The organism is Burkholderia sp. FW306-1C-G01B, assembly GCF_058781685.1.
This window is the reverse complement of sequence record NZ_JBYSWZ010000004.1, coordinates 195,907-221,368: the sequence shown is the minus strand read 5'-3', so window position 1 is coordinate 221,368 and position 25,462 is coordinate 195,907. Positions and strand designations below refer to the sequence as shown.

General features: G+C 59.8%; 27 protein-coding genes, 2 tRNA genes and 5 pseudogenes. 14 read left to right on the top strand and 20 right to left on the bottom strand.

Going from position 1 to position 25,462, the window contains the following annotated elements:
• Positions 1-34: 34 nt before the first annotated feature.
• The 6 genes from AC3WLY_RS10590 to AC3WLY_RS10565 are packed head-to-tail and all read right to left on the bottom strand — an operon-like array spanning position 35 to position 7,517.
• A complete protein-coding gene (locus AC3WLY_RS10590; RefSeq protein ID WP_208457437.1) occupies positions 35-1,063 on the bottom strand; it encodes a WD40/YVTN/BNR-like repeat-containing protein in 1,029 nt (342 codons plus the stop codon).
• Positions 1,060-2,646 (bottom strand): PAAR-like domain-containing protein, encoded by a 1,587-nt coding sequence (locus AC3WLY_RS10585; RefSeq protein WP_310134835.1) that lies wholly within the window; start codon positions 2,644-2,646, stop codon positions 1,060-1,062. Before AC3WLY_RS10585 ends, AC3WLY_RS10590 begins: the two co-directional genes overlap by 4 nt.
• Positions 2,643-3,719 carry a hypothetical protein gene (locus AC3WLY_RS10580; RefSeq protein ID WP_310134838.1) on the bottom strand — a complete coding sequence of 359 codons (1,077 nt, stop codon included), beginning with the start codon at positions 3,717-3,719 and terminating at the stop codon, positions 2,643-2,645. The genes AC3WLY_RS10585 and AC3WLY_RS10580 overlap by 4 nt, the downstream gene beginning before the upstream one ends.
• Positions 3,716-4,855, bottom strand: coding sequence for a DUF2169 family type VI secretion system accessory protein (locus AC3WLY_RS10575; protein ID WP_425131516.1), 1,140 nt, complete (start codon positions 4,853-4,855; stop codon positions 3,716-3,718). The genes AC3WLY_RS10580 and AC3WLY_RS10575 overlap by 4 nt, the downstream gene beginning before the upstream one ends.
• 20 nt (positions 4,856-4,875) lie before the next feature.
• Positions 4,876-5,379: a DUF6484 domain-containing protein gene (locus AC3WLY_RS10570; protein WP_310134844.1), complete on the bottom strand. Its 504-nt coding sequence runs from the start codon at positions 5,377-5,379 to the stop codon at positions 4,876-4,878.
• A 2-nt stretch (positions 5,380-5,381) separates the two neighbouring features.
• On the bottom strand, positions 5,382-7,517 hold the full coding sequence (locus tag AC3WLY_RS10565) for a type VI secretion system Vgr family protein (protein ID WP_492308531.1): 2,136 nt from the start codon (positions 7,515-7,517) through the stop codon (positions 5,382-5,384).
• Between the two features lie 137 nt (positions 7,518-7,654).
• On the opposite strand from AC3WLY_RS10565, the gene tssF reads away from it, so the two are divergent.
• On the top strand, positions 7,655-9,532 hold the full coding sequence (gene tssF, locus AC3WLY_RS10560; protein WP_492308532.1) for a type VI secretion system baseplate subunit TssF: 1,878 nt from the start codon (positions 7,655-7,657) through the stop codon (positions 9,530-9,532).
• On the opposite strand, the gene AC3WLY_RS10555 is transcribed toward tssF, so the two are convergent.
• The 4 genes and pseudogenes from AC3WLY_RS10555 to AC3WLY_RS10540 all read right to left on the bottom strand — a co-directional run bounded on the left by AC3WLY_RS10555 (position 9,533) and on the right by AC3WLY_RS10540 (position 13,024).
• Positions 9,533-10,105, bottom strand: coding sequence for a hypothetical protein (locus tag AC3WLY_RS10555; RefSeq protein WP_492308533.1), 573 nt, complete (start codon positions 10,103-10,105; stop codon positions 9,533-9,535).
• A gap of 21 nt (positions 10,106-10,126) precedes the next feature.
• On the bottom strand, positions 10,127-10,504 hold the full coding sequence (locus AC3WLY_RS10550) for a DUF3592 domain-containing protein (protein ID WP_310134864.1): 378 nt from the start codon (positions 10,502-10,504) through the stop codon (positions 10,127-10,129).
• Between the two features lie 424 nt (positions 10,505-10,928).
• Positions 10,929-11,309: pseudogene (locus AC3WLY_RS10545) on the bottom strand (peptidylprolyl isomerase); the annotation flags it as partial.
• A 1,034-nt stretch (positions 11,310-12,343) separates the two neighbouring features.
• Complete coding sequence (locus AC3WLY_RS10540) at positions 12,344-13,024, bottom strand: SOS response-associated peptidase family protein (RefSeq protein ID WP_492308534.1); 681 nt, start codon at positions 13,022-13,024, stop codon at positions 12,344-12,346.
• A 76-nt stretch (positions 13,025-13,100) separates the two neighbouring features.
• Between AC3WLY_RS10540 and AC3WLY_RS10535 the strand changes: the two genes are divergently transcribed.
• The 3 genes from AC3WLY_RS10535 (at position 13,101) to AC3WLY_RS10525 (ending at position 14,801) form a co-directional block, all read left to right on the top strand.
• Positions 13,101-13,550, top strand: a complete 450-nt coding sequence (locus AC3WLY_RS10535; protein WP_492308535.1) for a hypothetical protein — start codon at positions 13,101-13,103, stop codon at positions 13,548-13,550.
• 47 nt (positions 13,551-13,597) lie between these two features.
• Entirely contained in the window at positions 13,598-14,038 is a 441-nt protein-coding gene (locus AC3WLY_RS10530) for a hypothetical protein (protein WP_492308536.1), read from the top strand.
• Between the two features lie 85 nt (positions 14,039-14,123).
• On the top strand, positions 14,124-14,801 hold the full coding sequence (locus AC3WLY_RS10525; RefSeq protein WP_492308537.1) for a DUF6602 domain-containing protein: 678 nt from the start codon (positions 14,124-14,126) through the stop codon (positions 14,799-14,801).
• 20 nt (positions 14,802-14,821) lie between these two features.
• Here the strand turns inward: AC3WLY_RS10525 and AC3WLY_RS10520 are convergent.
• The 4 genes and pseudogenes from AC3WLY_RS10520 to AC3WLY_RS10505 form a co-directional block, all read right to left on the bottom strand.
• Positions 14,822-14,947, bottom strand: a pseudogene (locus AC3WLY_RS10520) (lysis system i-spanin subunit Rz); the annotation flags it as partial.
• Positions 14,944-15,195: pseudogene (locus tag AC3WLY_RS10515) on the bottom strand (phage terminase large subunit); the annotation flags it as partial. The pseudogenes AC3WLY_RS10520 and AC3WLY_RS10515, both read right to left, overlap by 4 nt.
• Positions 15,146-15,625: a DUF2280 domain-containing protein gene (locus tag AC3WLY_RS10510; protein WP_492308538.1), complete on the bottom strand. Its 480-nt coding sequence runs from the start codon at positions 15,623-15,625 to the stop codon at positions 15,146-15,148. The gene AC3WLY_RS10510 and the pseudogene AC3WLY_RS10515, both read right to left, overlap by 50 nt.
• A 21-nt stretch (positions 15,626-15,646) precedes the next feature.
• The gene (locus AC3WLY_RS10505; protein ID WP_492308539.1) at positions 15,647-16,282 is read right to left on the bottom strand and encodes a putative metallopeptidase; all 636 of its coding nucleotides are present in this window, start codon (positions 16,280-16,282) and stop codon (positions 15,647-15,649) included.
• Positions 16,283-16,369: 87 nt separating this feature from the next.
• Here AC3WLY_RS10505 and AC3WLY_RS10500 point away from each other — a divergent pair, with 87 nt between their 5' ends.
• Positions 16,370-16,570 (top strand): hypothetical protein, encoded by a 201-nt coding sequence (locus tag AC3WLY_RS10500; RefSeq protein ID WP_492308540.1) that lies wholly within the window; start codon positions 16,370-16,372, stop codon positions 16,568-16,570.
• A 160-nt stretch (positions 16,571-16,730) separates the two neighbouring features.
• Positions 16,731-16,913: a hypothetical protein gene (locus AC3WLY_RS10495; RefSeq protein ID WP_492308541.1), complete on the top strand. Its 183-nt coding sequence runs from the start codon at positions 16,731-16,733 to the stop codon at positions 16,911-16,913.
• Positions 16,914-17,120: 207 nt separating this feature from the next.
• On the opposite strand, the gene AC3WLY_RS10490 is transcribed toward AC3WLY_RS10495, so the two are convergent.
• The 3 genes and pseudogenes from AC3WLY_RS10490 to AC3WLY_RS10480 form a co-directional block, all read right to left on the bottom strand.
• A tRNA-Met gene (locus tag AC3WLY_RS10490) sits at positions 17,121-17,197 on the bottom strand.
• Positions 17,198-18,386: 1,189 nt separating this feature from the next.
• Positions 18,387-18,650, bottom strand: a pseudogene (locus tag AC3WLY_RS10485) (DNA-binding protein); the annotation flags it as partial.
• The gene (locus tag AC3WLY_RS10480) at positions 18,581-19,105 is read right to left on the bottom strand and encodes a hypothetical protein (protein ID WP_492308639.1); all 525 of its coding nucleotides are present in this window, start codon (positions 19,103-19,105) and stop codon (positions 18,581-18,583) included. The gene AC3WLY_RS10480 and the pseudogene AC3WLY_RS10485, both read right to left, overlap by 70 nt.
• A 92-nt stretch (positions 19,106-19,197) precedes the next feature.
• Between AC3WLY_RS10480 and AC3WLY_RS10475 the strand changes: the two genes are divergently transcribed.
• A complete protein-coding gene (locus AC3WLY_RS10475; protein ID WP_492308542.1) occupies positions 19,198-19,692 on the top strand; it encodes a hypothetical protein in 495 nt (164 codons plus the stop codon).
• Positions 19,693-19,832: 140 nt separating this feature from the next.
• On the opposite strand, the gene AC3WLY_RS10470 is transcribed toward AC3WLY_RS10475, so the two are convergent.
• Entirely contained in the window at positions 19,833-20,054 is a 222-nt protein-coding gene (locus AC3WLY_RS10470; RefSeq protein WP_492308635.1) for a hypothetical protein, read from the bottom strand.
• A 350-nt stretch (positions 20,055-20,404) separates the two neighbouring features.
• Between AC3WLY_RS10470 and AC3WLY_RS10465 the strand changes: the two genes are divergently transcribed.
• From AC3WLY_RS10465 to AC3WLY_RS10440, 6 genes and pseudogenes are all read left to right on the top strand, one after another.
• Positions 20,405-20,638: a hypothetical protein gene (locus tag AC3WLY_RS10465; protein ID WP_492308543.1), complete on the top strand. Its 234-nt coding sequence runs from the start codon at positions 20,405-20,407 to the stop codon at positions 20,636-20,638.
• A complete protein-coding gene (locus AC3WLY_RS10460) occupies positions 20,638-20,922 on the top strand; it encodes a DNA translocase FtsK (RefSeq protein WP_492308544.1) in 285 nt (94 codons plus the stop codon). Before AC3WLY_RS10465 ends, AC3WLY_RS10460 begins: the two co-directional genes overlap by 1 nt.
• Entirely contained in the window at positions 20,919-21,218 is a 300-nt protein-coding gene (locus AC3WLY_RS10455) for an AAA family ATPase (RefSeq protein WP_492308545.1), read from the top strand. Before AC3WLY_RS10460 ends, AC3WLY_RS10455 begins: the two co-directional genes overlap by 4 nt.
• Before the next feature lie 160 nt (positions 21,219-21,378).
• A pseudogene (locus tag AC3WLY_RS10450) lies at positions 21,379-21,666 on the top strand (hypothetical protein); the annotation flags it as partial.
• Entirely contained in the window at positions 21,663-22,004 is a 342-nt protein-coding gene (locus tag AC3WLY_RS10445; protein WP_492308640.1) for a hypothetical protein, read from the top strand. The pseudogene AC3WLY_RS10450 and the gene AC3WLY_RS10445, both read left to right, overlap by 4 nt.
• Positions 21,905-22,969 carry a tyrosine-type recombinase/integrase gene (locus AC3WLY_RS10440; protein ID WP_492332671.1) on the top strand — a complete coding sequence of 355 codons (1,065 nt, stop codon included), beginning with the start codon at positions 21,905-21,907 and terminating at the stop codon, positions 22,967-22,969. Before AC3WLY_RS10445 ends, AC3WLY_RS10440 begins: the two co-directional genes overlap by 100 nt.
• A 10-nt stretch (positions 22,970-22,979) precedes the next feature.
• On the opposite strand, the gene AC3WLY_RS10435 is transcribed toward AC3WLY_RS10440, so the two are convergent.
• Together AC3WLY_RS10435 and AC3WLY_RS10430 are read right to left on the bottom strand one after the other, a co-directional pair.
• Positions 22,980-23,056, bottom strand: a tRNA-Arg gene (locus AC3WLY_RS10435).
• A 180-nt stretch (positions 23,057-23,236) separates the two neighbouring features.
• Positions 23,237-24,067, bottom strand: a complete 831-nt coding sequence (locus AC3WLY_RS10430; RefSeq protein WP_021157259.1) for an undecaprenyl-diphosphate phosphatase — start codon at positions 24,065-24,067, stop codon at positions 23,237-23,239.
• A 479-nt stretch (positions 24,068-24,546) separates the two neighbouring features.
• On the opposite strand from AC3WLY_RS10430, the gene AC3WLY_RS10425 reads away from it, so the two are divergent.
• The gene (locus tag AC3WLY_RS10425) at positions 24,547-25,458 is read left to right on the top strand and encodes an aldose epimerase family protein (RefSeq protein ID WP_492308546.1); all 912 of its coding nucleotides are present in this window, start codon (positions 24,547-24,549) and stop codon (positions 25,456-25,458) included.
• Positions 25,459-25,462: the final 4 nt, after the last annotated feature.

The following is a 25,462-nucleotide window of genomic DNA, read 5'->3' as shown; positions in this document are numbered from 1 at the left end:
ATAACAGGAGAGCCTGCAACCATAGAAACCGTCATTATCGAGTGGCCCGTTCATCCATCTCGAAGCGGTTGAAGATCAGCCGCCACTCATTTCCGTCGTGATACGCCGCGCCATGTACACCAGCCATCAGCATCATTCCATCCGCGACCGATAAATTACCGGCAGATATCTTGATTTCGGCTGGCAGCTCGACTTCGACGACCTTGTCGTCGATGACGTTCCACACACCGTAATCGGATGTGCACCAAAGCTGGTCTGCGTGCCACACAATGTCCTTGAACGGCAACGTCATATCGCCGCGGTGAATCATGACCCAAGTATCTTCTCGACCTTTAAAAAGCGTTCCCGACTGCGCCCCAATGTACACATCCCCACCCGGTGTACAGCAGACGGACGTCAGAAGCATGTTGGTCGGGAGCGGCACGCGCTTCCATTTCGAACCGTTGAAGCGCCATGCATTGCCGCGACCACCCACAGCGTAGAGATCATCGTGTGAAAATCCATCGATATCCGCGAAGCTTCCATCTTCGACGGCGTCGACGTTGTCAGGATCAGGGATCGGCAGATTGAGGCACAAAGAGGTCCAGTCGTTGACATCCGCCCGAACGCATGCGGTGTTATATCCACCGACGGCGTAGAGCCTGCCACCGATCATGCGGACGCGTCGGATCCCTCCGCGGCGAGGTCCTTGCTTACTGACCGGAATCGCGGCCTCGACTTCGGACCGTCCGCCCCCGCTTGCGTATACTTGTCCGCCGGCATCCACGGCAACAACTTGGTCTTTCCCGGATGCCAGTTTGGCCGCACCGACATGCAGCATACCGAACCCGGTCAGGCCACGTGACCCCATTCGTTTGTCGAGCGGCTCATCGAGATAGAACCCGACAATCTTCTTCGATACTTTCTCTTCCGACAGGGGACTGGCGTCCTCTCCTTCAGTCTCATTTCGCACAGCAAAATGAAAGTAATCTCGGTTCCGGACGACACAGTCGGTAACGTAGTACCCGTGCAGACTGTTCTTGTACTCCCGGTCCGTGATCATACCGCTTCCTTGAGTGTTCATTTTTCGGTATCCGTTGCGCTATCGTCCTGCCCGCCACCACCGGAGCTTCCCGAAACCGCAGGCAGGTCTTGGTTGCATTTACTTCGATAGTACGAGTCCAACTGGGTCTTCAGGCACTTCCTGCTGCACTGAGACTCAGGAAAAGTATCTCGAATGCTTCTAATGCCGTAGTCTCGCGCCTTTTCATACGATAGTGTGTTGCTGCCGAATAACCCAGAAGTATGGTCCTTGATCATGATGGCCATCGCCTTATGGATCAGGCCGTGGGAACCGTTATTGTTGTTCGTACCTTCCACGCAGACCGTCGGCGCCGAGTTCTTGTCGTATCCCGGGCAGCGACCGCCTTTCGTCATTTCATCAGGGAGAATATGGTGGCCCGTTTGTCCTGGGCAACATCCTTTCCCATTTAGGTTCTTCGGTGCCTTAGTCTCGTCATAGGTGACAAGGATACAGCGGCGCGCTCGCGTGCAGGCGTTGAAACGCGACAGAACGCCCATGCCTGTGGCCATGGCCTGCGTCGGTGACATCTTGGCTGCATCAACAGCAAGCGCTTCGAGTTCCTTCGAAGCCTGTCCAACCATATCCTTGATGTCGCCGATTTCCTGGACGGCTTTGTAAGCCTCTTTGCTGAGCTGGTAACCCTGATAGGCGGTGCTCGCCCAGTCATACGCATTCAATGCTGTCGCGCCAATTTCAGTTACCTCATCGAAGATACCGCCACCCGCGACAGCGCCTACGCCCCACCGCGTCAGCGCCCGCTCCCCGAGTTCTGCTCCGCGCTTCGCGGCTGCTTGGCCGACCTTTTGCTCGACCTCAGCTTTTACCTTGTCGACCAAGGGGGTCAACATGTTCTTCACGGTTTCCTTGAAGTCGGACGTCATGTCCTTCAGCAGGCTGTTGAACTTGTCGATCACATCCTTGACGCCGCCGCTGGGCTTAATCCAAAGCCCAGTGCAGTGCTCCATCCAAGCGGTGTTGCTATTGCTCTCGAGCTTCTTTTTGATGTCGCCTTCGAGCTGATCAAGTTTTTGGAGGGTTTTCGGGCTCAGGAATTTATTCAAGACTGCGTGCTTGGGCACCTTGTCGTCGCCAGCCGGTTTGCAAGCGTCCTGAACCTTCTTGAGCTCGCCAGAACAATCGCGGCGAATCGCATCGCTGTCCATGTAAATGTGAGGTGGCGTGTTCCCCGGATCTGATGCGTGGTTGTGCGTCATCAGATCCTCATGTCGAGGAACCCCTTTACCCTCGAACATCACATCATGGGACCACGAGATGAAATACGCCTTGCCTTCGATCGCACCAGTCGCAACGCCTTTCGGCAACGATTCGGTTGCCCCCTGGTCGCCGATACTCGTCGCAAAATACGAAGTGTCGGCCTGCGCAACCATCGAGCCACAGATAAATACCGTGCTCGTCCCGTTTGCGAGATCTTTCGCGTATGCCGTGTTTGGATACGGTACAACGATCGGCCCTGCAGGCGGATTCGGTGGACTCCAACACGGGTCTGGAAACGCTGCCGTGGACTTGCCCTTGGCAGCTTTCGAGCAGGCCTCGCGATTGTTCACATATACGTTCGTGCTCATCGTCCTACCCCTGATGCCACAAAGCTCGCATCATTTTTCTTGTGGAAGGGTTCCGGCCGATATTCGACCATGACGGCGGCCCGCCGTCCGTCGTCATTGCTGAAGTGAAGAAGGCCTCGACGGCCGGGACTATCCCAGCGACCGGCAACTGCACTTAGATAAGCGAGCAACAACGGCCCAACAGCAGCACCTGTTTCTCCAATGCTGCTCGCCGGAGTGTAGTGAGGGAAACTTTCCACCTTCGTTTCCAGGCTACCTGCGATGGCTAGCGACGCTTCTTTGAAGTAGTATGACTCACCGCTGATGTCGCTCATATGGAAAGCGCACTCGCTCACCGCGAAACCACTCATTTGACTTGCATCGCGGATCGCTCTCTTGAGTCCTAAACCACGAATTGGCTTCTCTGACTGGCTAATCCGGGCGTTCTCCTCTGCGCATCCGACGCCGGTAATTAGCAGCCGCCCCGGTGCTCCATCGTCGAGACCTAACAAAACTGCGCCCGCCCCCTCTCCGGGAATGTACCCGTCGCGGTTTTCAGTTGAGAGAATTCGCTCACCCTCGAGATGCTGGACGACAACGTCCGTATGCAGGTAGCTGTCTATGCCTAAGACCATCACATGTCCAACACGCTGCTCGTCTAGCAACGAATGCGCGCGCAAGAGGGCTTCTCCAATTCCTGCCTTTCCGGCCCGCAAGATTCTCGATTGTCGGTTAAAAGTCAGGCCGGTTTCCTCAGCACAAGAGGTCAGGATCTCATCGGGCCAGTCGTCATCGGTTCCGGGGCGGCTTGGCTCGGGCACCAGTAGGAACAGTGCCGTCGTTTCCGGTGACCAGCTCACGCCAGAACTGGTGCGGCATTCTTCGACAACAGCGTGAAACATCTTAGCCAGTCGGGCGGGCCCCCACTCTTCGATTCCGTCCAAATAAGCACCTACAATCGGCTCGCCATCAAAGCCGACGAAGCGGGTCTCCCGGAAGTGATTGATGTTCGCGCGTATCGCAGCACAGGCTGATAGCGATGAATGGCCGACTGCACAGCACATTCCGATCTTTTGAATCGCAAGAGGCGTCATAATTTTTCGACCAACGTGATCTCATCTTCGCAGTCGTCAGGTGCCGATTTTGTGCTGCGCTTACCTCCACACCCGGTACATCCAGCTGCCCCCCCAATCTTCGCCATCCACCAGTTTTTGCAGATTGGTCCGACGGCTACCGTATCAATCTCCTGAATCCGGCGTTGAAGTGGAATGCTGGTCCGCCAGACGACGCTGAAGCGTTCTTCGTCTGGTTCGAAATAAAGCGTATCTACATGCACTTCTGGTTCGTGCACCTGATAGTCAGTTCCCAGAATTCGAACCGGCATCTGACCCAGATTCGGGAGCTTGAAGCGAACGTGCGGTCTACCCTGCATCAGATTGAGCAGTTCCACGATCTCACCGCCCCGAGGAAATTCGATTTGTTGGTCCTCTGGTGCACACTGATAGTAGCGGTCGTCAAAATCCTCAGGCAAGAACGGGAATACGTCACGGCGCCATCGCTCATCGTATGTTCCTGCATATGTAGTTCGCTTCGGATCGGATCGGCTGATTGCTGACAGTGCACGAGGCTGATAAATCTTCTTCGGAGATTGAATCGGGTCGTCAGCAGATTCGAGATTCGGCATTGAAACGCCGACCATCTCTTTACTCGATGGCCCGTACCCGATGCCTATCGGATTTTCCCGATGCGTGAACGATTGTCTTCCACTATCGCCCTCGACAATCTGAACCCCGCCGTAGGCCCTCCCATAATGCAGCGGCACACGCGTGATCGGCGCAGGCTTGCCCGGCCTAATTCCAGTCAACCGCTTTTCCCAGAGACGATCGCCAAAGACGCGCAACGTCTTGTTCATTGCACCGACTTGAACTCGAACATCCAATTGCGTCACGGGACTACGATCAGACGCGTAGGCGTTGGCGTTAAACAGCACGTCGCACCGCTGTTTGCGCAACACGAAGTCCGCTTCGTAGAGTGACGCCGATAGACCTGGTTCACCAGCGTAGACGTCAGCCATAACGAACGGTTGGCTTTCGATCGGCTTAGCCGCGCCATCATTAGCGGGTATGCCATATGTGCCCTTCGCAACGATGATCAGATGCTCACGCCCCTCGACATCGAGGGCAGTAGAGACCTCGACCGAGGAGTACTTGCTTCCATTCACGATGTCCACTGCGACGTCTCCTCGTCGCGTCAGTTGAGTTGGACCGATCCACCTCGAATGCGCTGCGTCGCACTCGCGTGGCTGGTGACATATGTGCCGCGGATCTGAACAATACCGTCGCGCGTCAATAAAATCCGTGCATTGCCGCAGCGAAGCTCGATCTCTTGTTGTGCTTCGATGACGATCCGTTCGCCGACCATCGCAGCAGCGCTTTCGTCTTTATCGCTCAAGGTCGGCTCTAGCAACAAGCCCATAACGATCGGCTGCGTCGTGTCGCCGCCAACGAACTGCACAGCGCAAGTGCGATCTGCTGAAGTTTCGTCGAGCGGGGACAAGCACTGCGCCCATGCGTCCTGCAGATCAATCGTGAGGAAACTGATCTGAACTCGACCGTCCTCTCTGATGCGACGAATTCGTGCAAGCGCTACCCCAAATCGCAGATCGTCCGGCTTCGTTGACGATGACTTCGATACACTTTCGGACAGCGCGCCCTCGATCTCGACACGGAGGGAATCAGGTAGACGAGTGTTCATAATCAGTTCCCGAGAATTTTCTTGCCCTTCATGTTGATTTCGCCGTCAGCCTTATAGTGCTGCTCGCCGGTGCTCCCGACATTGATCTCGTGTCCGTTGATGGAGATCGTGCCATCGCTCTCCATCACAAGGTGCGCTTTGCCAACCTTGATTTCCAATCGATCTCCAGCAGTAATGGTCCAGGTTTTTCCAACCAGCGTCGTCTTGGAGAGGCCAATCTCTTCGGCCTGTGCGAGCCCGACGACCGTATTCATTGCACCGCCGACCGCTACGTTGTAACCGGCGCCTATCGTCAGTGCCTTGGCGAGTCCGATCGTCTCGGTTGAAGCGAGCGCGATCAGAAGATTCTGCAAACCTTCGATCGTCTCATTTCGGTTACCTCCGACCGTCAGGGTCTCGTTGCTACCAACTCGTTCGGTTCGGTCCACGCCGATCGTGATGGTCTCGTTGTTGTCGACCGTCTCGGTTCGGTCATGACCAACATGCACCGTTTCGTCGTGGTCTATATTCTTCGTGCGATCGTTGCCGACCCAATGTGACTCGTCGTGCTCGACCTCGATTCGCTGATCCTTCTCGGCGTGCAGCCACACCTCTTCGGCGCCCTTCTTGTCCTCGAAGCGGATTGCGTTGGCCGTGTTCACGTTCCCGGTCTTGGTCGAGCGTGTGAGAATCCCGCTCTGCGTCGCGTTCGCCGGCAAACCCCACGGCGGCATGTTTGCCGAGTTGTAAACGCTTGAGATGATCAGGGGGCGGTCCGGATTCCCATCGAGGAAAATTACGACCACCTCGTTACCGATCCGCGGTATCTGAATCATCCCGAATCCGCTGGCGGCCCACGGCTGCCCAACGCGCACCCAGCACGAACTCCCCTGATCGCGCTTGCCCAGACGATCCCAGTGGAACTGCACCTTCACGCGGCCCAGGTTGTCCGTGTAGATCTCCTCGCCCTCGGGCCCAACGACGACCGCAGTTTGCGGCCCGATGATCGACGGCCGCTCGACGGTGAACGCCGGACGATACGGAATCTTCTTGCGGATGCAGGTGAAGCTGCACTGATAGGTCGCGGCACCTTCTCCGGCCTGGTAATTGTTCGTGCCGCTATGCGACACCGTGGTCAGCAGGAACTGGCGATCTTCAGGCTTGGTGCTGCCGTGGTCGTAGTGATCGTCGAGCTCGAAATACAGGCAAGGCGACAACCGCCGGCTCGTGCTCGTTCCGACGAAAATCTTACTGTGCGCGGCAAGCGCCTGCGTCCTGAAACGCGTCAACGCCTCGCCACGATCACTATCGGGAAAACCATGCTCCCCGAGGTAGTCGTAGACTTCGTACGATGGCACGTCGCCCTGATCGACTTCCGTGCCTCCAGACACATACCTGCGCGCGTGCGGCACCTTGTAATCGAAGGTCTTCAATCCGACGTGCGTGGACTCGAGCTGGCGGCTCGCCTGAAACGTGGTGATCACCGCCAGATTGTCGAGCGCCTCGCCCTTCGTGTACTGCAGCACTGGACTGCGGCCGCCGATCGGCTTCGCGGCAACCGAGTTATCCGTAATGATGAGCTTGTGATCGTCCTTCGCGTGCTCGAAGAAGAAGAACAGCCCGTCCTCCTGCATCAGACGCTCGACGAATTCAAGATCCGTCTCCCGATACTGCGTACAGTAGCTGCGATTCTTCGTCGCCTTCGACAACCGGAACTCGAACGACGCAATCTTCCCGTATTCGCGAAAGACTTTCGAAAGAATTGCTTCGGTATTCTCTTCCTGAAAAATCCGAATGTCCCGGCTGCGCGAAAGCATCCACAGCCAAGGCACGATGGTCGCACTGTAGAGCGTAAAGCTGCCGTCATGGTCGAGGTGCGAGAAGTTGGCCACGTACCCGTGGAAGTACCGCTCTTCCGAACTCGCCAATGCATCGGTCAACTGCAACGTAATCGTTACAGGTTGGCCGATCAGCTTTTTCAGTTCGATATTCGAATCTTGAGAAGCAAGTCGAACGTAGAACTCGAAATTCTGAGATAAACCCTCAGTACCCTGAAAATCGACGAGCACCAGATCAGACCGTCCTTTCATTGGCGTCTGGATGGTGAACAAACGGTTGCTCTGTAGCCCAAAAAAGCTTGGAATATCTAACAGTTGCATGGCGCCCTCGGAACCCCGCATCGGAACGGCAGGATATTATTCGTCGACGGATATTAAACTGCGTGCCCCGGGAAGGATCAAGTTTTGCGTTTCGTTTCTGTACCTGGAATATGGGGACGGAGCCGCACGGAAGGTGAATGGATAATCTTCTGCCCCATTACGAATACGAGATCGGTCTGCTGTTGCGTGGCGTTGCCGAATTTGCCCGACGCTATCCGAAGATTGGCGCCCGACTGGGCATCGCCAATGGCCAGGGCGATCTGCATGTCGACCGGATGATCCAGACATTCGCGCTGCTGGCCGCCCGTGTCGACGCGAAGCTCGAGGACACCTACCCCGAGTTCACCGAATCGCTACTCGAAATTCTTTACCCGCAGTACCTGCGCACCGTGCCCGCCTGCGCGATCGCCCAGTTCGATCCGACCAACCTGTTCGGCCAACTTACGGTGCCCTTCACGATGCAGCGCGGTACGTTGCTCGATGCGAATGCGGCACCGTGCCGGTTTCAAACCACCTACGATGTCACGCTGGCGCCGCTGCGGATTCACTCCGCACGTTTTGCCCCGGCCACGATGGTCCCCGCGGCTGTCCGGCTTCCGGCCAACGTCTCCGCCATCCTTTCGATCGCGTTCGAAAGCGCAACGCCGACCGAGACGTTCGATGGCGCGATCCCGTCTGGCGAGGTTCGTATTCACCTGGCGGGTGACCGCGCCCGCGTCGCCGCGCTTGCCGACGCGCTGCAGCTGCGTGCAAGCGCGGCGTTTGTCGAGGTCGATCAGAGCGGCCGGTGGGCGGCATTATCAAAGATCCCGATCGAATCGGTTGGCTTCGACGAGAAAGAACGGCTGTTGCCGAAAGAATCCACCAGCACGTCGGACGCATGCCAAACCCTGATCGAGTCTTTCGCGTTCCCCGAGAAGTTCGATTTCGTCGACATCGACCTGGGGCGAATGCGCCGCGCTTCGCGTGCGCCGGAGGCGCGACAAATGACGTTGCACCTTGCCATTCGCGACGTGCCAGCGGGATCGGCTGCCGCCCAGGCACTGCACGACCTGGACGTCACGTCGTTCAAACTTTTTTGCACGCCGGTCGTCAATCTGTTCAAGCGAGACGCCACGCCCATCCAGCTGACGACCACCGATCGGGCGCACCCCGTGACGCCCGAGCCGCTGGAGACCGGCACGCCGCTCGACGTGTACTCGATCGACGCCGTTCATCTGGGTGATCGGACGCAGTCCGAACTCGAAAAGGGAATGCCTTCCTCCGCTGCGGCTTCACGCACGACCGTGCTGCCGTACCGCGCGTTCAGCCATGGCCGGAAACCTAATCCTGTAATTGCTTACTGGACTGCGTTCCGGGATCCGCATGCAGCGGCAGGCAATGCACGTGCCCCGCTGCTACTGTCGCTCGTCGGGCTGGAAGGTAACACCGCCCGGGTGAAGCACCCGCAAATTGATGTCGACGTCACGGCCACCAATGGAGAACTACCTTCGCGGCTACCGATCGGCGCGCCGGACAGCGACCTCGTTCATGAAGGCGCCGCGCTGGCTTGCCCCATTCGGTTGCTCACGCGGCCGACTCTGCCGAGCGCGCTTGCGCGTGGGCACGATGCGTTGTGGCGAGTCGTGGCGGGCATGTCGTTGCATCCGTTCGATCTGACGCAGACTGGCCTGAAGGCATTCAAGGATTTCTTGCGGCTGCACGCACCGCGCGCGAACATCGTCGCTCAGCGCAGCATCGACGCGATCGCCGGGCTGGACTACCAACCTGCGAGGAAGTGGATGTCGCTCGACGGTCATTTCCCGTCGTTCGTGCGTGGTGTCGAGATCATCGTGTCGCTCGATGAAAGCATGTTGCGCGATGTCACGTTGCACCTGTTCGCACGAGTGCTGGATCTGCTTTTCGCCCCGTACGCACCGACGAACAGCTATGTACAGCTCATCATCCGTTCGTCGCAAACCGGACACGAACTGCACCGCTGCCCGGCGCAATCCGGAACGCGGCCGTTGATCTAGTCAATGCAGATAGCCGACCAGAATGCCAGCGCCGGCGCCCGCTTGCAGGCCAACCGTCGTGCCGCCCATCAGCAAAATCGCAGGGGCATGCGCAATCGCGATCTCGGCGAGCCACGTCATCGCCGGATTCGACAGGCCAAGGGCAAGCTGTGCCGAATTGATCCCCAGGATCATCGCCGAGCCAGCCTTGCCGTAGCCGATGCCCACACCCCCATCGAGGTACACCGTAGCGCCCTGGAAATCGCTCTTGGTCAACTCGGTCCCACTAAACGCCGGCGCCATGTAGATGAGCCCCGCACTATCGAACGATTTGAGAGAGCCGGCCCCTCCGACCTCGTGCCCGGCGATCTTGGGTATCTTGATCTCCGGCAGGGAAAATCTCGGGAGCTTGATCTTCGGGAGACGAAGGCCGAAACCGATGCCCACACCTACGCCGCCGTAGTAAAAATCGGTTTCGGTTCCACCGGGGTCGGCGAGAACGATCGTGCCGCCGGACGCGACGACGAATTCGATGCTGACGCCGCCCGTCGCTCCCGTCTTATAGCTCCAGTTGCTTGGTCTCAGAATTGACACGGCCAATCCTCTCAGAGGTTGTTATTTTTTTGACGGAAGATTCATCGCCGCGAAGAAGATGAATCCGATGCCGAAAATCGTGGCCATCAACGTCCAGTTCCACACGGCACCGAACCGGTCGATCGTGGCAGTGCGGGCGGGCGCCTCCGGCTGATACAGGACGGTAACCTTGTCGCCCACCTTGGTACCGTAGATCATCCCGCCTTGCGGGTAAGACACGCGTTCGCCTGTTTTCGTCACGAACTCGATCTGCGGGTGGCTGCCACCGGCGTTGAGGCTGACCACCTCGCCAGGCACAGCGATCGCAGTCTGCAGGAACCCTCGCGTGGACCACCCGATGACAGCCGCGATCACGAGAAAAACGACCCCGATCGCAATGCCTGCAATTGCCTTGAACATGAGCCCTCTCGATTTCTGTTATTCGACATGCGGCACCCCTTCAGTTGCGGGTCTGTGCGCGATTTTAGCGCATTGCCGGACACCGGCCGCCGACGCGCCGGACGGACGGTTACCGATTTCGGATCGCGTTTAGCCGGTCCGCTACGTCCGCACCTCGCCCTTCATTTCCGTGTGGTTTCGTGCCGCCGCTTTTGGCACGTCTTGTCGGTCGTCGTGATGCCGATGAAATAGCAGCGCGCGCACCAGTGGCCGCGTCGGATCGTATTCGGCGTGGCGAGCCATCGGTGGCCGCGAGCACATTCCCCACCCGATAATGTGTGTCTCCGTCGACATCAAAGACAAGCTGGCGAGAGAATAGTCAACCTGAGGTCACGGCCTTTACCTCGCATTCATATGCCGCATCTTGCCTCGGCCGTGCAACGTTCTATTGCTGAATCGTCGCACTCTTCAACAGGCCGCCAACAAACTGCGCACTCGCCTTTTCCAGCGCGAGCGCCTCGAGTTGCTAGCGGATCGCGGCCTGCGCCTGATTGAATGCCGGCACCTGCGTCGGTCGCTTGGCGTCGAGCTTCACGATAACGCGCGCGCCGTCGACCGGGATCGAATCGGGCGTAACGGCACCGACCGGCAGCTTCTCAAGCGCCTAGGCGATCACGACCGGCAATCCGGATGTCTTGCCCTTCGTCGCCGGCGTCGTGAAGCTCACCCAAGGCAACTCCCCACCGCTATCGCGGCTCGGCGCGATGCTGTACTGGCGAGCCAGACCTTCAAACGACTTCCCTGCCTTCAGTTCGCTCACGACGGTGCCGACCTCTCCGACGTTAGAGAAGAGTCATGTAGGGGCTCCAAGCTTTCCGACGTCGCATGGCAGAGAAGCGTGCAAGGTCACAGCTCGCGCCTATTTGCCCATGCTCGCCTTTTCTGCCTCGCAAGGCTGGCATGGAGCGGCCCAGTCGAACCCACCTCCCTTCTGGACAATCTTCGGAAATCCATTGGAAGCGCGCACCGTGTTGCAGTTGGGCCAGCGCTTATCGAACGTCCGTACAATCATCCTGTCCGGCGGTAGAAATTTATCGAGCCATTGTGGGCCGCCGTCCTTTTGTAGCAGGTCAATCGCCAGCACATGCACGCCGGACATTGGAACGTCTGCCCAATTGCTCGGACACGAAGCCTCCAGCGCCTTCAACTCTGGTGTCGCAGCATATTCCGGATTCCCGCCGAATACATATCCGGCGTCAAACAGGGCTTTCTTGGTCTGTGGTTCGCACTGAGCCCATGCCGTTGCCTCTGCCGCCGTCGTCGGAGCTTTGGTATTGATTGACGCTCAATAGGTATCAAACCATTCCTGCCCCGTCTGGTAAAACCAGCCCTTAGTCGCTCCCCATGCGACTGCGGCCGCAATGACGATGACGCCCAAGGCGCTGCTTCCACTATCGTTGCTGCTCACGTCTGCCCCCGGCTCTTTCTATTACTCGAAAGCATTATCGGAGTTGGGGAGGCAGCGGGCAATCTGACACTGGGCGGCGAAGCGACCGCGACACGACGAGCCTCGTGATGAATTGACCAAATCTGGTTACACCACGGTTACATGGACGACTGATTGATGGCTGATGCAGCGAGAGAGCGGAGGTAAGCACTTGATTTTACTGGCCCGCCCTACACGATTCGAACGTGTGACCTACGGCTTAGAAGAACGGAAGTTTGAAAATAGACGGGAACGAAAGCGCAGTCGAATCAACGAATTAAAGCGATAGCCACCCCATAGCCGGCTACGCTTTCGCGCCCATTTTAGTCAATTTGCAGGCATTCGGGGCACACTCTGGGCACGGCCCCAGCGACCTACTTGTCTGCCGCGGGTTCGGCCGCCATGTCCTCGGCCGGGTATAGCTGCAGCATCGCGCGCGCCGCCTCGACGTTCGACGTCGTCAGCCATTCCTCCCAATCGTCCGGCCGCAGGATCACGACCGACCGCTTCTCGTCGCCGGGCCGGTGCATGTGCTTCATGATCGGGTGCTCGTCGCCGTTGACCGTGATCATCGCCATGGTGTGTTGCTCGGTGCCGTCCGGGCGCTGCAACGTGCGCCAGATGCCTGCGACGCATAGCGACCGCCAGCCGGCCAGCCCGATCCGATAGCGGATGTACTTGCCCGTCTCCCAGTTGGGCTCATAGATCCATTTCGCCGGGATGAGGCAACGCTTGCCGGCCCGCCTTGCCGGCCCGTACAGCGGCGATTTCCCGAGGTTGTCGTCGCGCACGTTCATCGTGCTGCGGATGATCGGCGGCTTGCGGCCCTGCTCCTTCGCCTTCTCGACATTGGCCTTCTGCAGCGCGCGCGGCCAGAAACCGAAGCCCGCGATCAGCGGCTTGAACTGCCCGTCGATGCTCGCGACGATCGGCGCGTCGTAGTCCTGGTAGATCTCGGGCTTCCACGGCGTCCAGCGGTACAGATCGCGGAAGTTGTCGATCTTGAGCTCGCTCAGGCCCGGATCTTCGCCCGGCGCGACGTAGTTCGTGCACATCGCCGTCCCCAATTTTCGATCTTGACGACCCCATCTTACCCCGGGATACACTGTGTTTTTATACAGTAGCGGTAACGTGATCAAGCCGCAGTGGGCTTACATTTGGGAGTATGGGTTCCAAGACGACAAGAACCGCCTGAGGACCCCGATCGAGCTCACGAAACCGGAATTTGAATTTTGGATTGATCAGGACGCACGGGCGGTGTTCCTAGGCTCGTGCACGCCGATCGAGGCCACCAGGATCGATCGTAACCGTGTGCCGCTCACAGATCCACGCTTCAAGATGAAGCCAGTGATGCGGGAGTTCGATGCCCCGACGGATGCTGAGCTTCGTGCGCTGTGGCGCGAGTACACCGACCTTCAGGTCCGGTGGCTCATCCTTGAGATTCGCGCACTACGCAAATCGCTCGAACGCATCGAAGAATGGTATGAATATACCGACAAGAACGTCACCAACAAGGGCGATCTAGCCGGCGCACAGGGGCAGTTGTATCGACGCGAGAGGAGATGCGGCGCGCCGGGATGAAGTGACGGGCCTGTGGCATCCAGAACGCTCTGGAACAGGAGGCGACCATGTCCACGATCGATGAAGAATTTCGCACATCAACTGATGACTGGCACGGGGTTGCATACGCTCACGAACGCGAGGCTGACGGTTCTTTCCGGGATTACCTGCAACGAATTGCGCCGGAAATTCCGCCCCATCACGTGATCACGAATGTGCAGATCGTACTGTGCACGACGTATGCAAAGGAAGGACGCACCCCATTTCTCAGGATCTCGCACTTCGATGCTGGGGATACGTCCGATCCGGTCGCCGCATTCCATGAGCGTGTCGCAACCAACACCCTCAATTCGAAATTCACTGAAGTGAAGTGCGGTCTCGACTTGTTCGAGGCATTCAGCGATTTCGAGATCAGCTTGACGGCGCGTGGCTACGACATAGTGCCGATCGACGAACCAGGCGCCATCTACCGCAGCCAAGACGACATAGACGATGGCCCCGAGAACTAAACACGCAGTGCTGGGATACCTCAAACGGCGATATCGAAAGATCGGTTAGACTTGACTTTCATAAAAGAAGCGTACGGGGCGCGAATTGAATCAACACGTCATAAGCCGGTTAAGCGGTATCCACAAAATGCTAGTTGGAGCGTATGAATCCAACATTAGCCTATCTTCCAACACTAAAGGACTTGAGCGCCAGACCTTCATCGATAGCTTTCTGTCGCAGGTGTTGCCGTCGCACTTTCGCTTCGGTACTGGTGACGCAACTGACCAGGCGGGGAACAGAAGTGGTCAATTGGACGTAGTCATCGAATACCCGTTCGTTCCGAGCTTGCCGATTGTTGGATCGGAAAAGACTCGCCTCTACTTGGCCGAAGGGATTTCTGCTGTCATCGAAGTAAAGTCAGATTTATCGAGTCAATGGAGCGAGGTCGAAGCAACTGCGAGCAAGCTCTCAGCCCTCAAACGGCAGTTCGGCAGTGGTATCGCCTTCGGCCCAACGGCCCTGCCACACATACCGTTTTTCGTCGTTGGATTCAAAGGATGGAAATCACTCGATACGATGAGGTCGAAGTTGAGACCCGGGGTGATCGATGGAATCCTTGCCGTCGATTCCTTGATGTTCTGCAGCACGGGCGATTTTCACGGTATTAGCACCCCGGGCAATCCGGCGGCGCTTTGGGCCTTGATCTATTGCCTGCACTTCGCTGGCAGTATGGGTGGATCCCTCGCGGTCGAAGCACCGCTTCAGTACGTGCTAGGGCAATGACTCGGGGCTAGGTGTGAGAATTAACATCCCGGCGTTGCCGGGCGCACCGCACACACCCAGCCCTGCACTGCCTTCAGTTTGTCGATTTCGCGCTGATCGTCGCCAGCGACGGCGAAAACGCGTTCTGCAACCGCTGGGTCGAGGTCTTCGACGAGCCCGGCGGCACGTTGATAACGACGTTCTTCAGCGTGCCGTCGATCACGCGCTGCACCGTGTCGGCAATCAGCACATGGTGCCAGTTGACGCGGAACTTGATCGCCTGCCGGTGCTTGAAGAAGTACCGGCTGAAAAACAGGTGGTCCCGCTCGCACTTCGCCTTCAGGACGGCCCGCTCGATGGCGGGGTCAATACTCGTCTTCGAGCTTGGCGACGGCGGCTGCGACCTGCTGTTCATCGACGACGACCGTCCTGTTCACGATTGGGCCGCCGTCCTCCCCGGTATGTTCGAGGCGGCGCCGGTTCGTGAACGCGTCGCCGGCCTCTTTCGCCGCCTGTTCGAGCAGCTGCGCCATCAACGGCAAGTTGCCGCGCTGCTCGGCCAGTGCTACAGCGCGATCGAGCGCGCGCAGACGAACCGCGCGGTGCGACACGCCAATTCGCGACGTGTCGCTTAGGAATTCAGCCCTCGTCCGCTCGAAGATCTCCCGATATTTCTTGCTGAGCGCCGAGCCGGCGCGCTTCGTCGGGTCGTATCGCTCGCACTGCTGCGGCGACACCTCGACGCCGAACTCTTCGCGCACCGCCTTCGCGGCGCGCGACGGCGTGTCGAAACAGGCGAGCGCCTGCGTGACGAACACGTTGATCGGTTCGGGAAGTGCTGCCATAACGGAAAACTTTCAGGGGGACTACGCGGCACGCAGGATGCAAGTACCGCAGGCCCGGGCGATGTCGGCATGGCCAACCTCGGGCGCGCGCTGAGCCGCCGCGACGAACTTCGCCGTGTCGCCCGCGCCGCCGCCGACGCCGTAGCGCCGGACGATGCCGACGAATTCCTCGACGTCGTGCCCGCGGATGCCGAGCTTGGGCATGCCGTCCTTGGTGAAGGCCGGCGCGCTGAACGCATCGAGGCGCTGACCGATGTGATACAGCTCGTGTTCGACGAGCGCGCACCACTGCAGATCGTTGCACTCGCGCGCATAGTGCGCGTCGAGCGTGATCAGGAACGCCGGCACGCGGCCGAACCATTCGCAGAGCTGCTGCTCCTGCCGGGCGCGCTGCCAGCCGCCGGCGCGGATCATCACCTCTTCGCACTGGCCGACGACGCGGCGCATCTGGCGCACGTTCTCGACGGCCGCCCAGAGATAGGCGACATCGGCGTCGATCAGGTGCTTGTGGTCGTCGTTCTGCAGCGGCGCGCCGTCGCACAAGAACGTGTGGTGCACCCAGTCGTTGACGCCATCGGCCGGTGCAATGTGTCGGAACCGGTTCGATTCGTCAAACAACGTCTCAGGCGGAGCTGGGCGTAGAGTCGCCGCGTCCATGCGAACTCCCAAGGTAGTCGCCATATCTGATCCTCGAAATTGCTCCGACGTCGTAGAATCAAAAGTCCACACTACTTCGGGGAAACTATGGAAAAGAAAGAATTAACAAAGGCAGCACGGGCGCTCCGCCATATGATCGGTTTTGCCGGCGGCTTTGCGCGTACAGGAACACAGAGCCAGGTGTTCCACGCATTCGAGGAAGCTGCAACAGCGCTCACGAACTTGATCGCTGTCGTAGAAGAGCAGCAGAAGGAAATCGAGCGTTTGAAGGCAAATCCGCCGCGCTAATTCGCTTGCGTTCCGCCCCACTTCAATCGACGGCGATCGTGTGGGAATAGCCCGCGGGCTTTCGCTCAGCGGGCCCTCCGCTACTGCCCTGACGCTCCAAAATTCTCGCGTAGAATCATCGGGCCGGAATTCACCGGCTCACGCTACGGGAGTTAATTCGATGGCAAGCACTGATGCAAAAAATCGAGCGACCGAACTCGTAAAGGCAGCACTCGAAACGGGTCTTTTCGAACCTGGGTCACCTTCTGGTTGGCTCGCTGAGCCGGAGAAAAACGGCGCGGCTCTCGGAAAGCTCATTGCTGCCGCAGTCAAGGCGGCAACGGACGAACTCGACAAACTGTAACGAAAAAGCCCGCTGGTTTTCGCTCAGCGGGCTCAACGTGTCTGGTGCCAGCAGGGCGGCGGAAACCCGTCTGCACCTCGCGGCGCGCTGGCTGATCACCTCGCTGCGTCTTCCCCGCCGGCGGAGCTAAGGCCGTGGCGAGTATAGCGCGCGGACGCGCCACAACGAAAAAGCCCGCTGGCTTGTCGGCTCAGCGGGCTTCGATGTTGGTTGCGGGGATAGGATTTGAACCTATGACCTTCGGGTTATGAGGCCGACGAGCTGCCAGACTGCTCCATCCCGCAGCCGAGGTTGTAGGCGAACAAGTCCGCCGATGCAATGGCATTATGCCGGAGTTGCCCCTTCCGGGCCTCGCTTCGGCGATGCCCCCCCTTAACCCTCGACTCCCTGCGAGGGGAGTAAGTCCACAGGTTTGCTCACAGCTTGGTTCTGTTTCATGCTTACTTGGTGCCGAGCTGACCAGATGCGGCACAGTTTCCGAACTTTAAGCACGGTGGCGGGTTATGTGGGGGGTGGTAAGGAGGATGCAGACTCCGTCGCCCGGGCTGTACTGGGTATTGCTGCCCTGAACCGGCGTTTCCCGGGTCTCCACCCGCGCCACTGTTGGGGCAATATGCCGAGCTCTCGGGTACTCCGGGCGGAAGCACAACGATACCGCCTTCCCCACAATCAACATAAGTTGGTTCCTTTACGCCAGGCTTCGCAATATGCTTTCCGTGTTGGCCTTCGGCTGCGAAAGGCACTCCTAATCCGAAGACCAACATCATTAAAGCCGGTCCTAATATCCGCCGACAGCGCGTGGCTTTAATCGGTGTCGGCGGCATTCCCAATTGGAATTCGCATCTCCCGTTGATCGCTCTTTCAAATATCTCCGTTTCGCCCCTCCCTAGAAGGTGTACTGCATGCGGATTCAGCTTAGTTCCCTACTACGCTGCTGAAGACCGATTGAGCCCAGATGAAGTTGATGGTTTCGCCTCGAGCTGATTTTCAGATTTGAATTCAACATCCGGCACGCAAGGGACATGCCATCTACGTCTAGGCGTCGATTTAGGGCTGGTTGGAGCGGGCAAAAAGGCGGATTGATGCGGAAAACTTCGAAATTGTTTCATCCCCGAAACATTTGAGCGCGATTGCGGCTATCGACCACGAATATTTGGTCATTTTTCGCGGGAGATCAAGTAGTCGGATGTCGAGTATTTGTTTCTATTGCGCTTTGAAGTGGTTCCGCCCTTTGCGAACGGAGTTGCCGTCGGTGGTAACGACCGAAGTTGTTTCATTAGCGATATGCAGATGACACGGCGACGGCCCGATGCTGCGCTCGCGCCACCACGAAAGACTAATTGTCTATTGGTATAACTCCATCGTAATGACGAGATGCAAACAAAAAAGCCCGCTTTCGCGGGCTTCGTTGCTTCGGACGCACGTATGACGTGTATCGAATATCGTGGATTATTGTGTGTGAAACACACATTGTCAAGCGGTCGTTCGCTCCCGAAGCAATCCGAGCTCGCTGTACCGCCGTTCGATCACCGACCACGCGAGTCCCTCGACGCCCGCCTCCCCGGTCTTCTTGTCGCCCTCGATCCACCGGCGCACCGCCGCGTTCTGCTTGCTGACCGTGTTCACGTGCGCGTCGCACTCCTCGGCGATATCGACGAGATCGCACTTCACGCCAAAAAGCCGCTCGATGATCGCCCGGCGCACGCGGTAGTGCGAGAAGCCCGAGCAGTAGGCGGCCCGACGCGCAGCTGCTCGTGGCTCGCATTCGCGAGACGCGCCATGTCGTCGATGATCAGCTTCACCCACGCGTCGCGCGGCAGGTTCTCCACGTTCTTCAGCGTCGGCCCCTTCAGCGATCGCCAGTCGTCGGGACCGCGGACGATCAGCCCGCAGCCGGCGGGAATGTCTTCTTTCTTCAGGAGGCCGGCGGGCGCGGCAAAGATGACGCCGGCCGCGAAACGCAGATACGACGTCCATTTGCCGGCCGTCACATCGCGCCGGAAGTCGGCGACGCTGATCTTGCATTCGTAGGCGATTGGCTGGAACCGAGCAAACGAGCACGGGACCGTGTAGACGTCCGGCCGCGGCGATCCGGACGGTCCGAGCTGCATATCGGTCCAGACGAGCCGATCCGACGCGCCGCGAAGGTGCGCCGCAAGGTCACGCGCGAGGTCATCGTGGGCCCACGTCATACCGCCGTCTCCCATTCAAAGTGACCCATCGCGCATGCGCTAAGATGGTTGTGCCGCCAGTACACACGGCAACCAACAATGCGAGAGACCAGATGCCGATCATGACCGTGACAGCCGCAATTGCCGGCCTGAAGAACACCATTGACCTTGCTAAAGCCGCGATCGCCACGCGTGACGAACTCAAGCTCGCCGAAATGCAGCAGTCGATCAACGACCGTGTCATTGACGTCCAAAACGCGGCCCTGGCTCTGCAGGAGAAGCAATCGTCCGCGCGCGACGAGATTGACCACCTCAAGGACGAACTTCGTGAAGTCAAAACGACGCTGGCAGAGCTGGAGCGCACGCAGTCTGAACGAGACAAGTACGTGCTGCACGCCGTTAGCGAAGGCGCTCTCGTGTATTCGCTGAAGAGCGAGTGCGCGATTCAGGGGGTACCTGCGCACTTCCTCTGTCAGCCCTGCTTCGACGGCCCAGAGAAACGTAAGGTTGTTCTCGAGTACACGCCCGGGCAAAGAGCTGGCGTATACGTTGTCGATCCGCGCTGGTCGTGCCCGGTATGCAAGCATGGTGTCAACGTGCGGAATTGACATCGCGTAGCCGCGTACGCTTCGTTCGCCACGCCCCCACTGCGCGGCAAACCGCACAGGCGCACCGCCCAGCAGGATTTCGCGGAACAGGACGCCGACGCGCCAGCCTGCGCGGAACGCCGCGTGCTCGAACAGATGGGTCAGCACGTGCCGCCCTCCTTCGTGTTGTCGATTGGCGCCGCCTCCGGCCGCACGCGTTCGAGCATCCAGAGCTGATCCGGACGGAACGCGAGGTAGTCCTGCGGCGGATCGCGGAAGATGAAAAGGTGCTTTTCCTCGACGAGGCCGAGGTAGGTCATGGGGCGTCCGAGCTTGCGGACGAAGTCCTTGCCGATGTCACGGCGACTGATCGTCACCGTCATGCCGCCGCCTGTCGTTGGCCGAACGCCTGCTGAACGTACGCACCGATCGCCTCGTTGCTGAGACGGCGGTATTCCTCGATCGCCTTGCGCTCCTGAATGGCGAGCCACTGCCGCGGGTACAGCCGAGATCATCGGGCTCAAAACGAAGGGCACGCCGGAGGTCGCGACCGCCCCGGTCAGGAACGCGAAGCGCGTGATGCTCGGCACCGAGGAAACGCCCCGGCTGATCCAGTTCGCGGCCGACATGTTCCGCTCCGGTCGCTTCACAACCGAACCTGCACGAGCTCTACGAAGCCAGCGGGAAAACCGTTCTGGTCGTCGTGGCAAACCCGGGCGAGCACACCGGCGGCATGGACGAGATCCGCGGCGAATCGGATCAGCGCGGTTTCGACCTCGGCCGCGAGTACACCGACCAGGACGGCGACGGCATGGCCGGCGAGCGCCCCAACGGGGACGACGTGGTCGACGCCGAGTTCCGCGAGGTGCCGAAGCTCGGCGACGGCCCGACGCAAGCACAGCTCGACGAACAGCATCAGGCCGGCCGGCGGCCGCCGAAGGCAAGCCCGAGAGCGAATGTCCCGTGATGGCCGGCGAGCTGTGCATCGCATGGGTGAAGGGCTGGAAGGAGTGGCACGAGGAACAAGCCGCCTCCGGAGACGAGGATCCGCTGTACCCCAAAGTCGAAGCGTTCGTGATCGAGCAGCAGAAAGTGACGATTTCGAGCGTGCAGCGCCAGTTCAGGATCGGCTACAACCGCGCCGCGCGGCTGGTCGAGCTGCTCGAAACGAAAGGCATTGTCAGTGCGATGGATTCGGAAGGCGGCCGCACGGTGCTGCGGCCGCGCGGACCGCAGGGAGAGGAATCATGAAAATCACTGACATTTACGTGGCGAACGTGCTCGGGATCCGCACTGCTGATATCCGGCTCGCGAAGCCCGTCGCCCTCTTCACCGGCCCGAACGGCGCCGGCAAGAGCAGCCTGCAGGAAGCCGTGCGCATGGCGCTCACGGGCGACACGGTGCGCGTCGCGCTGAAGAAGGAATACGGCTCGCTCGTCTGGAAACCGACGCCATGGTGCCAGCGCGCGATGAACTGGCGAAAAAGGTGCGTGCCATCCTCGCCGCACTCCCTGTCGAGCAGCACAAAGCAGCGCCGGCCGGCCTGAACTTCGAGCCCGACGCGCAGCATGGCATCGCCGATATGGTGAACATCGGCTACGCGCTGATGCAGCGTATCGCGCAGATGGCACCCGGCTATAGCTGGTGCGAGTGCCCGACCGAGATCCACACGGGCCGGATGGCGAGAAATCGCCCGAGGGAAAGTACAGGACGTGGCGGCCGTCGATCCACATGCCGCGCGCGGCATCGCGCATCACGCTCGAGATCACCGGCGTGCGCGTCGAGCGACTGCAATCGATCAGCGAGTCCGACGCCCGAGCCGAAGGCGTGACGATCGAGGATCACCACATGCGCGGGTACTGCGCCGGCGCCTATCGGCCGCCGAGCATTCGCGTGTTCCACGATCTCTGGGACAGTCTGAACGCCGCGCGCGGGCATGGCTGGGATGCAAACCCCTGGGTGTGGGTTGTCGAATTCAGGAGGGTCGAACAGTGAGCGAACACGAAGAAACCGCCCTCACCCTTCAGCAAGTCGCCGAGCGCATGCAGCTGTCATATAGCACCGTGTTTTCGATGCGCAAACAAATCGGATTTCGCCTGCCCGGCTCCCGGGTCTGGCGGGTCTGGCCGTCGCGACTTGCCGGGTTATCAGAAAAACGCAACAATCTGACCCGGCTATCGCTGCGGGTCGGTGGAGAAAATGCATGTCAATCCGCAAGCGTCAAGGTTCCGGTATCTGGTTTATCGATCTCCGGACGCCAAGCGGCGAAAGAATTAGACGATCTACTGAAACAACTGAAAGGCGGGCTGCGCAGGAATACCACGACAGGCTAAAGGCGGAACTCTGGCGTCAGGACAAGCTTGGAGAGGCACCTCCAAAGCTTTTCGAAGAGGCGATCGTCCGATTTCTCCTTCTCTGTCAGGGGCAGCGGGACTTGGCGGGGAAGATCCGGCACGCGGAATATTGGCGTGATCAGTTTGCCGGCCGGCCCGTGCGGTCGCTGACAGCCGACGACATATTCAACGCGATCCCAACGCATCGGATTATCGACGGGAAACCGGCGAAGGTGCTTGCGCCAGGGACGCGTAATCGATACGTCAACACGATCCGGCGTTTGCTGAATTTGTGCCTTGAATGGGGATGGATCGACCGCGTGCCGAAGCTTCAGCGGTTCGAGGAGCCGGATGTTCGGGTACGGTGGGAACCACCCGAGGTGATCGCCAAGATGATCAACGCGCTGCGCTTGCCGTGGATGCGTGACGCAGCGATCGTGGCTGTGGCGACCGGGATGCGCGAGTCCGAGCTATTCGGCCTGCGTGTCTCGCAGCTAGATCTCGCGCAGTGCAATGCGTGGATCACGCACGAAGGCGCGAAGTCGAAACGGGCCCGGTCAGTTCCGCTGAATGAGGATGCGATGAGCGTGCTTGTGCGGCGCGCCCAGACGGCGACGGATCTCGTCTTCACGCGTGGATACACGCGCGGCGACGGGCCACCGAAGCTGATCGGGCAGATTGATAAGCGGGACTTCGCGCGAGCCTGCGAGGCGGCCGGAATGGTGGACTTCAACTGGCACGACCTGCGGCACTCTTGGGCGAGCTGGCACGTTCAGCGGGGGACACCGCTGATGGTGCTGAAAGAGCTAGGCGGATGGGAGACGATCGCGATGGTGCAGAAGTACGCGCACCTTGCGCCCAGCCACCTGGCGCAGCACGCAGGTACGGTCACGTTTTGGGCGCAGTCGGTCGAGCAGAAAGAAAAAACGCCGCTGTCGGAAGCGGCGCAATCCCTTGCTGCATAAGGCTTCTAGCTGGCCCGCCCTACACGATTCGAACGTGTGACCTACGGCTTAGAAGGCCGTTGCTCTATCCAACTGAGCTAAGGGCGGTCGAGGAGAAAAGACACGGCCTGACGCGGACTGCATTTGGCACGAGGCTTTGAGCAACGGTGGCAGCAACACCACCACCCAACACTCAAGCCCTCGAAACAAAACGGGCCCGGCATGAAACCGAGCCCGAAATTATACCCGATCATCGCGTCACATCACGCGAGACCGATCATCGCGGCATCAAACCGGCTGCGGATGCAGCATGAACCAGCCGAGACAGAACACGCCGGCGATCACGCAATACACGCCGAACGAAGCCAGCCGGCCGCGCCCTTCGAAATAGCGCATCAGGAACCGCACGCTCAGGTACGCGGCGATCGCCGTCAGCACGCCGCCGAGCAGCGCATCGGCGAGCTGGTCGCGCGCATGGAACAGCTTCGGCAGTTCGAGCACACCCGCCGCGAAGATGATCGGCGTGCCGAGCAGGAACGAGAACTCCGCCGCCTTCTCGGCCGTCAACCCGGCGGCATTGCCGGCGATCATCGTCAGCCCGCTGCGCGAGAAGCCCGGAATCAGCGCGCCGATCTGCGCGAGGCCCACGAAGAACGCCTGCTTGAACGTCATCTTCTCGGGCGCCTGATGCGCGCGGCTGCGCTGGATGCGATCGCCGAGCCACAGCAGCACGCCATTCACGATCAGCGCGATCGCGACGATCCGCAGGTCGTGAAACACGCGTTCGATGCGCTTCTCGAGGAGCAGCCCGACGATGCCGGTCGGGATCGTACCGATGATCAGCGCCCACATAAGGTGCCCGTCGTCGTTCTTGCGGCCGCCGAGCTGCGCGAAGAAGCCGCCGATCAGCGCGATCCAGCGCGCACGGAAGTACCACAGCAGCGCCAGCGCGGTGCCGAGGTGGAGCGCGACGAGGAACGGCAGCAGTTGCGGTGCGTGCTTGTCGATATGCATGCCGAACAGCGCCGGCACGAGCAGCGTATGGCCAAGGCTGCTGACGGGGAAGAGTTCGGTGACGCCCTGCAGGACGCTCAGGAATACCAGAAACCAGAGACTCACGCGTCGGTCCTTTTAGTCGAGATTAAGCGGGAAGAAAGACGGACGACGCAATGCGCGTCCGAAAAAACGCGCCCCGATTATGCCGAGCCAGGATTACTGCGCCAAGGCATTTGGCCGGATATTGCGGCAATGCACACAAACGCTTGCAATTTGTAAGCGCACAGAAAGCAAAAAGCCCGCCATTTGCATGGCGGGCCTTTCGACTTCGGCAGGAATTGCCGTCAGCGGCCGAGCTGATAGAAAAATAATACCGTGCTGCCGGTGAACATGCCGAACAGGGCGATACCCATTGCCATTGCCAGATCCATGGCCCCCTCCACGAAGTGTCATGACCCGGCAACATCACCGGTTTAGAGGCATTATCCAGACCGTTGCCAGTGTTAAAAACTCGCAATTTCCCGAGAAGGGTTTTCCCCGACCTGCCGCGGCCCGATAATGGAGCGCGCCGTGTCCCGTCCACCCGCCCAACCCGATTCGCCATGCCGATCTTCCAGCAACACGACATTCACGAACTTCACGCCGGCCCGTCGCTCGTCCGGGTCGCCCCGCAATTCGGCGGCCGCCTGCTGTCATGGCACGTCGACGGCGAACCGGTCATCTTCTGGCCGGAAACGGCCGACTGGAGCAACCTCGCGCGCGTGCGCGGCGGCAATCCGCTGCTGTTCCCGTTCCTCGGTCGCCACCGCGTCGACGGTGAACTCGGCCGCTGGCGCGACGCCGCCGGCGTGGTCCGCGACCTGCCGATGCACGGCTTCGCGCGCGACCTGCCGTTCGCCGCGCACCCATCGGCCGACGGCGCCGCCTTGTCGATGACGCTCGACGCGAACGACGCGCTGCGCGCGAGCTACCCGTTCGATTTCCGGTTCGAAACGACCTACCGGCTGGCCGACGCGCATACGCTCGAAGTCGCGCTCACGACTACCAATCGCGGCGATACGCCGCTGCCCTACTACGCGGGCCACCACTTCTATTTCGCATTGCCGCACGGCGAACGTGCCGACACGACACTCGAGCTGCCGCCGACTCGCATCTGCCAGCAACGCGCAGACGGCTCGATCAGCCCGCTCGAACCCGGTGAAGCACGCTACAGCCTCGACGATCCGAACATCCTCGATCGCTTCCACCGCCTCGACGGCGAGCCGTCCGCGCCGGTGCGCATCGTGATGCCGGGCCGCCGCCGCACGATCGAGATCGCGCTCGACGTGCCGGGCTCGATCCCGTGGTACGCGGTCACGACCTGGACCGAAAAGCCGGATTCGGACTTCTACTGCGTCGAGCCGTGGCTCGGCCTGCCGGATGCGATCCACAACGGCCTCGGGCTGCGCATGCTCGCGCCCGGCGCGATCGAAACGGCCACGCTGCGAATTCGCGTGATCCCGCTCGCAGGCTGACAAC

Coding starts and splice junctions, on each gene's coding strand:
- AC3WLY_RS10590 (WP_208457437.1), bottom strand. CDS start 1,063: ATGAACACTCAAGGAAGCGGTATGATCACGGACCGGGAGTACAAGAAC.
- AC3WLY_RS10585 (WP_310134835.1), bottom strand. CDS start 2,646: ATGAGCACGAACGTATATGTGAACAATCGCGAGGCCTGCTCGAAAGCT.
- AC3WLY_RS10580 (WP_310134838.1), bottom strand. CDS start 3,719: ATGACGCCTCTTGCGATTCAAAAGATCGGAATGTGCTGTGCAGTCGGC.
- AC3WLY_RS10570 (WP_310134844.1), bottom strand. CDS start 5,379: ATGAACACTCGTCTACCTGATTCCCTCCGTGTCGAGATCGAGGGCGCG.
- AC3WLY_RS10565 (WP_492308531.1), bottom strand. CDS start 7,517: ATGCAACTGTTAGATATTCCAAGCTTTTTTGGGCTACAGAGCAACCGT.
- tssF (WP_492308532.1), top strand. CDS start 7,655: ATGGATAATCTTCTGCCCCATTACGAATACGAGATCGGTCTGCTGTTG.
- AC3WLY_RS10550 (WP_310134864.1), bottom strand. CDS start 10,504: ATGTTCAAGGCAATTGCAGGCATTGCGATCGGGGTCGTTTTTCTCGTG.
- AC3WLY_RS10540 (WP_492308534.1), bottom strand. CDS start 13,024: ATGTGCACGAACTACGTCGCGCCGGGCGAAGATCCGGGCCTGAGCGAG.
- AC3WLY_RS10530 (WP_492308536.1), top strand. CDS start 13,598: ATGTCCACGATCGATGAAGAATTTCGCACATCAACTGATGACTGGCAC.
- AC3WLY_RS10510 (WP_492308538.1), bottom strand. CDS start 15,625: ATGGCAGCACTTCCCGAACCGATCAACGTGTTCGTCACGCAGGCGCTC.
- AC3WLY_RS10505 (WP_492308539.1), bottom strand. CDS start 16,282: ATGGACGCGGCGACTCTACGCCCAGCTCCGCCTGAGACGTTGTTTGAC.
- AC3WLY_RS10500 (WP_492308540.1), top strand. CDS start 16,370: ATGGAAAAGAAAGAATTAACAAAGGCAGCACGGGCGCTCCGCCATATG.
- AC3WLY_RS10495 (WP_492308541.1), top strand. CDS start 16,731: ATGGCAAGCACTGATGCAAAAAATCGAGCGACCGAACTCGTAAAGGCA.
- AC3WLY_RS10480 (WP_492308639.1), bottom strand. CDS start 19,105: ATGACGTGGGCCCACGATGACCTCGCGCGTGACCTTGCGGCGCACCTT.
- AC3WLY_RS10475 (WP_492308542.1), top strand. CDS start 19,198: ATGCCGATCATGACCGTGACAGCCGCAATTGCCGGCCTGAAGAACACC.
- AC3WLY_RS10470 (WP_492308635.1), bottom strand. CDS start 20,054: ATGACGGTGACGATCAGTCGCCGTGACATCGGCAAGGACTTCGTCCGC.
- AC3WLY_RS10465 (WP_492308543.1), top strand. CDS start 20,405: ATGGACGAGATCCGCGGCGAATCGGATCAGCGCGGTTTCGACCTCGGC.
- AC3WLY_RS10460 (WP_492308544.1), top strand. CDS start 20,638: ATGGCCGGCGAGCTGTGCATCGCATGGGTGAAGGGCTGGAAGGAGTGG.
- AC3WLY_RS10455 (WP_492308545.1), top strand. CDS start 20,919: ATGAAAATCACTGACATTTACGTGGCGAACGTGCTCGGGATCCGCACT.
- AC3WLY_RS10425 (WP_492308546.1), top strand. CDS start 24,547: ATGCCGATCTTCCAGCAACACGACATTCACGAACTTCACGCCGGCCCG.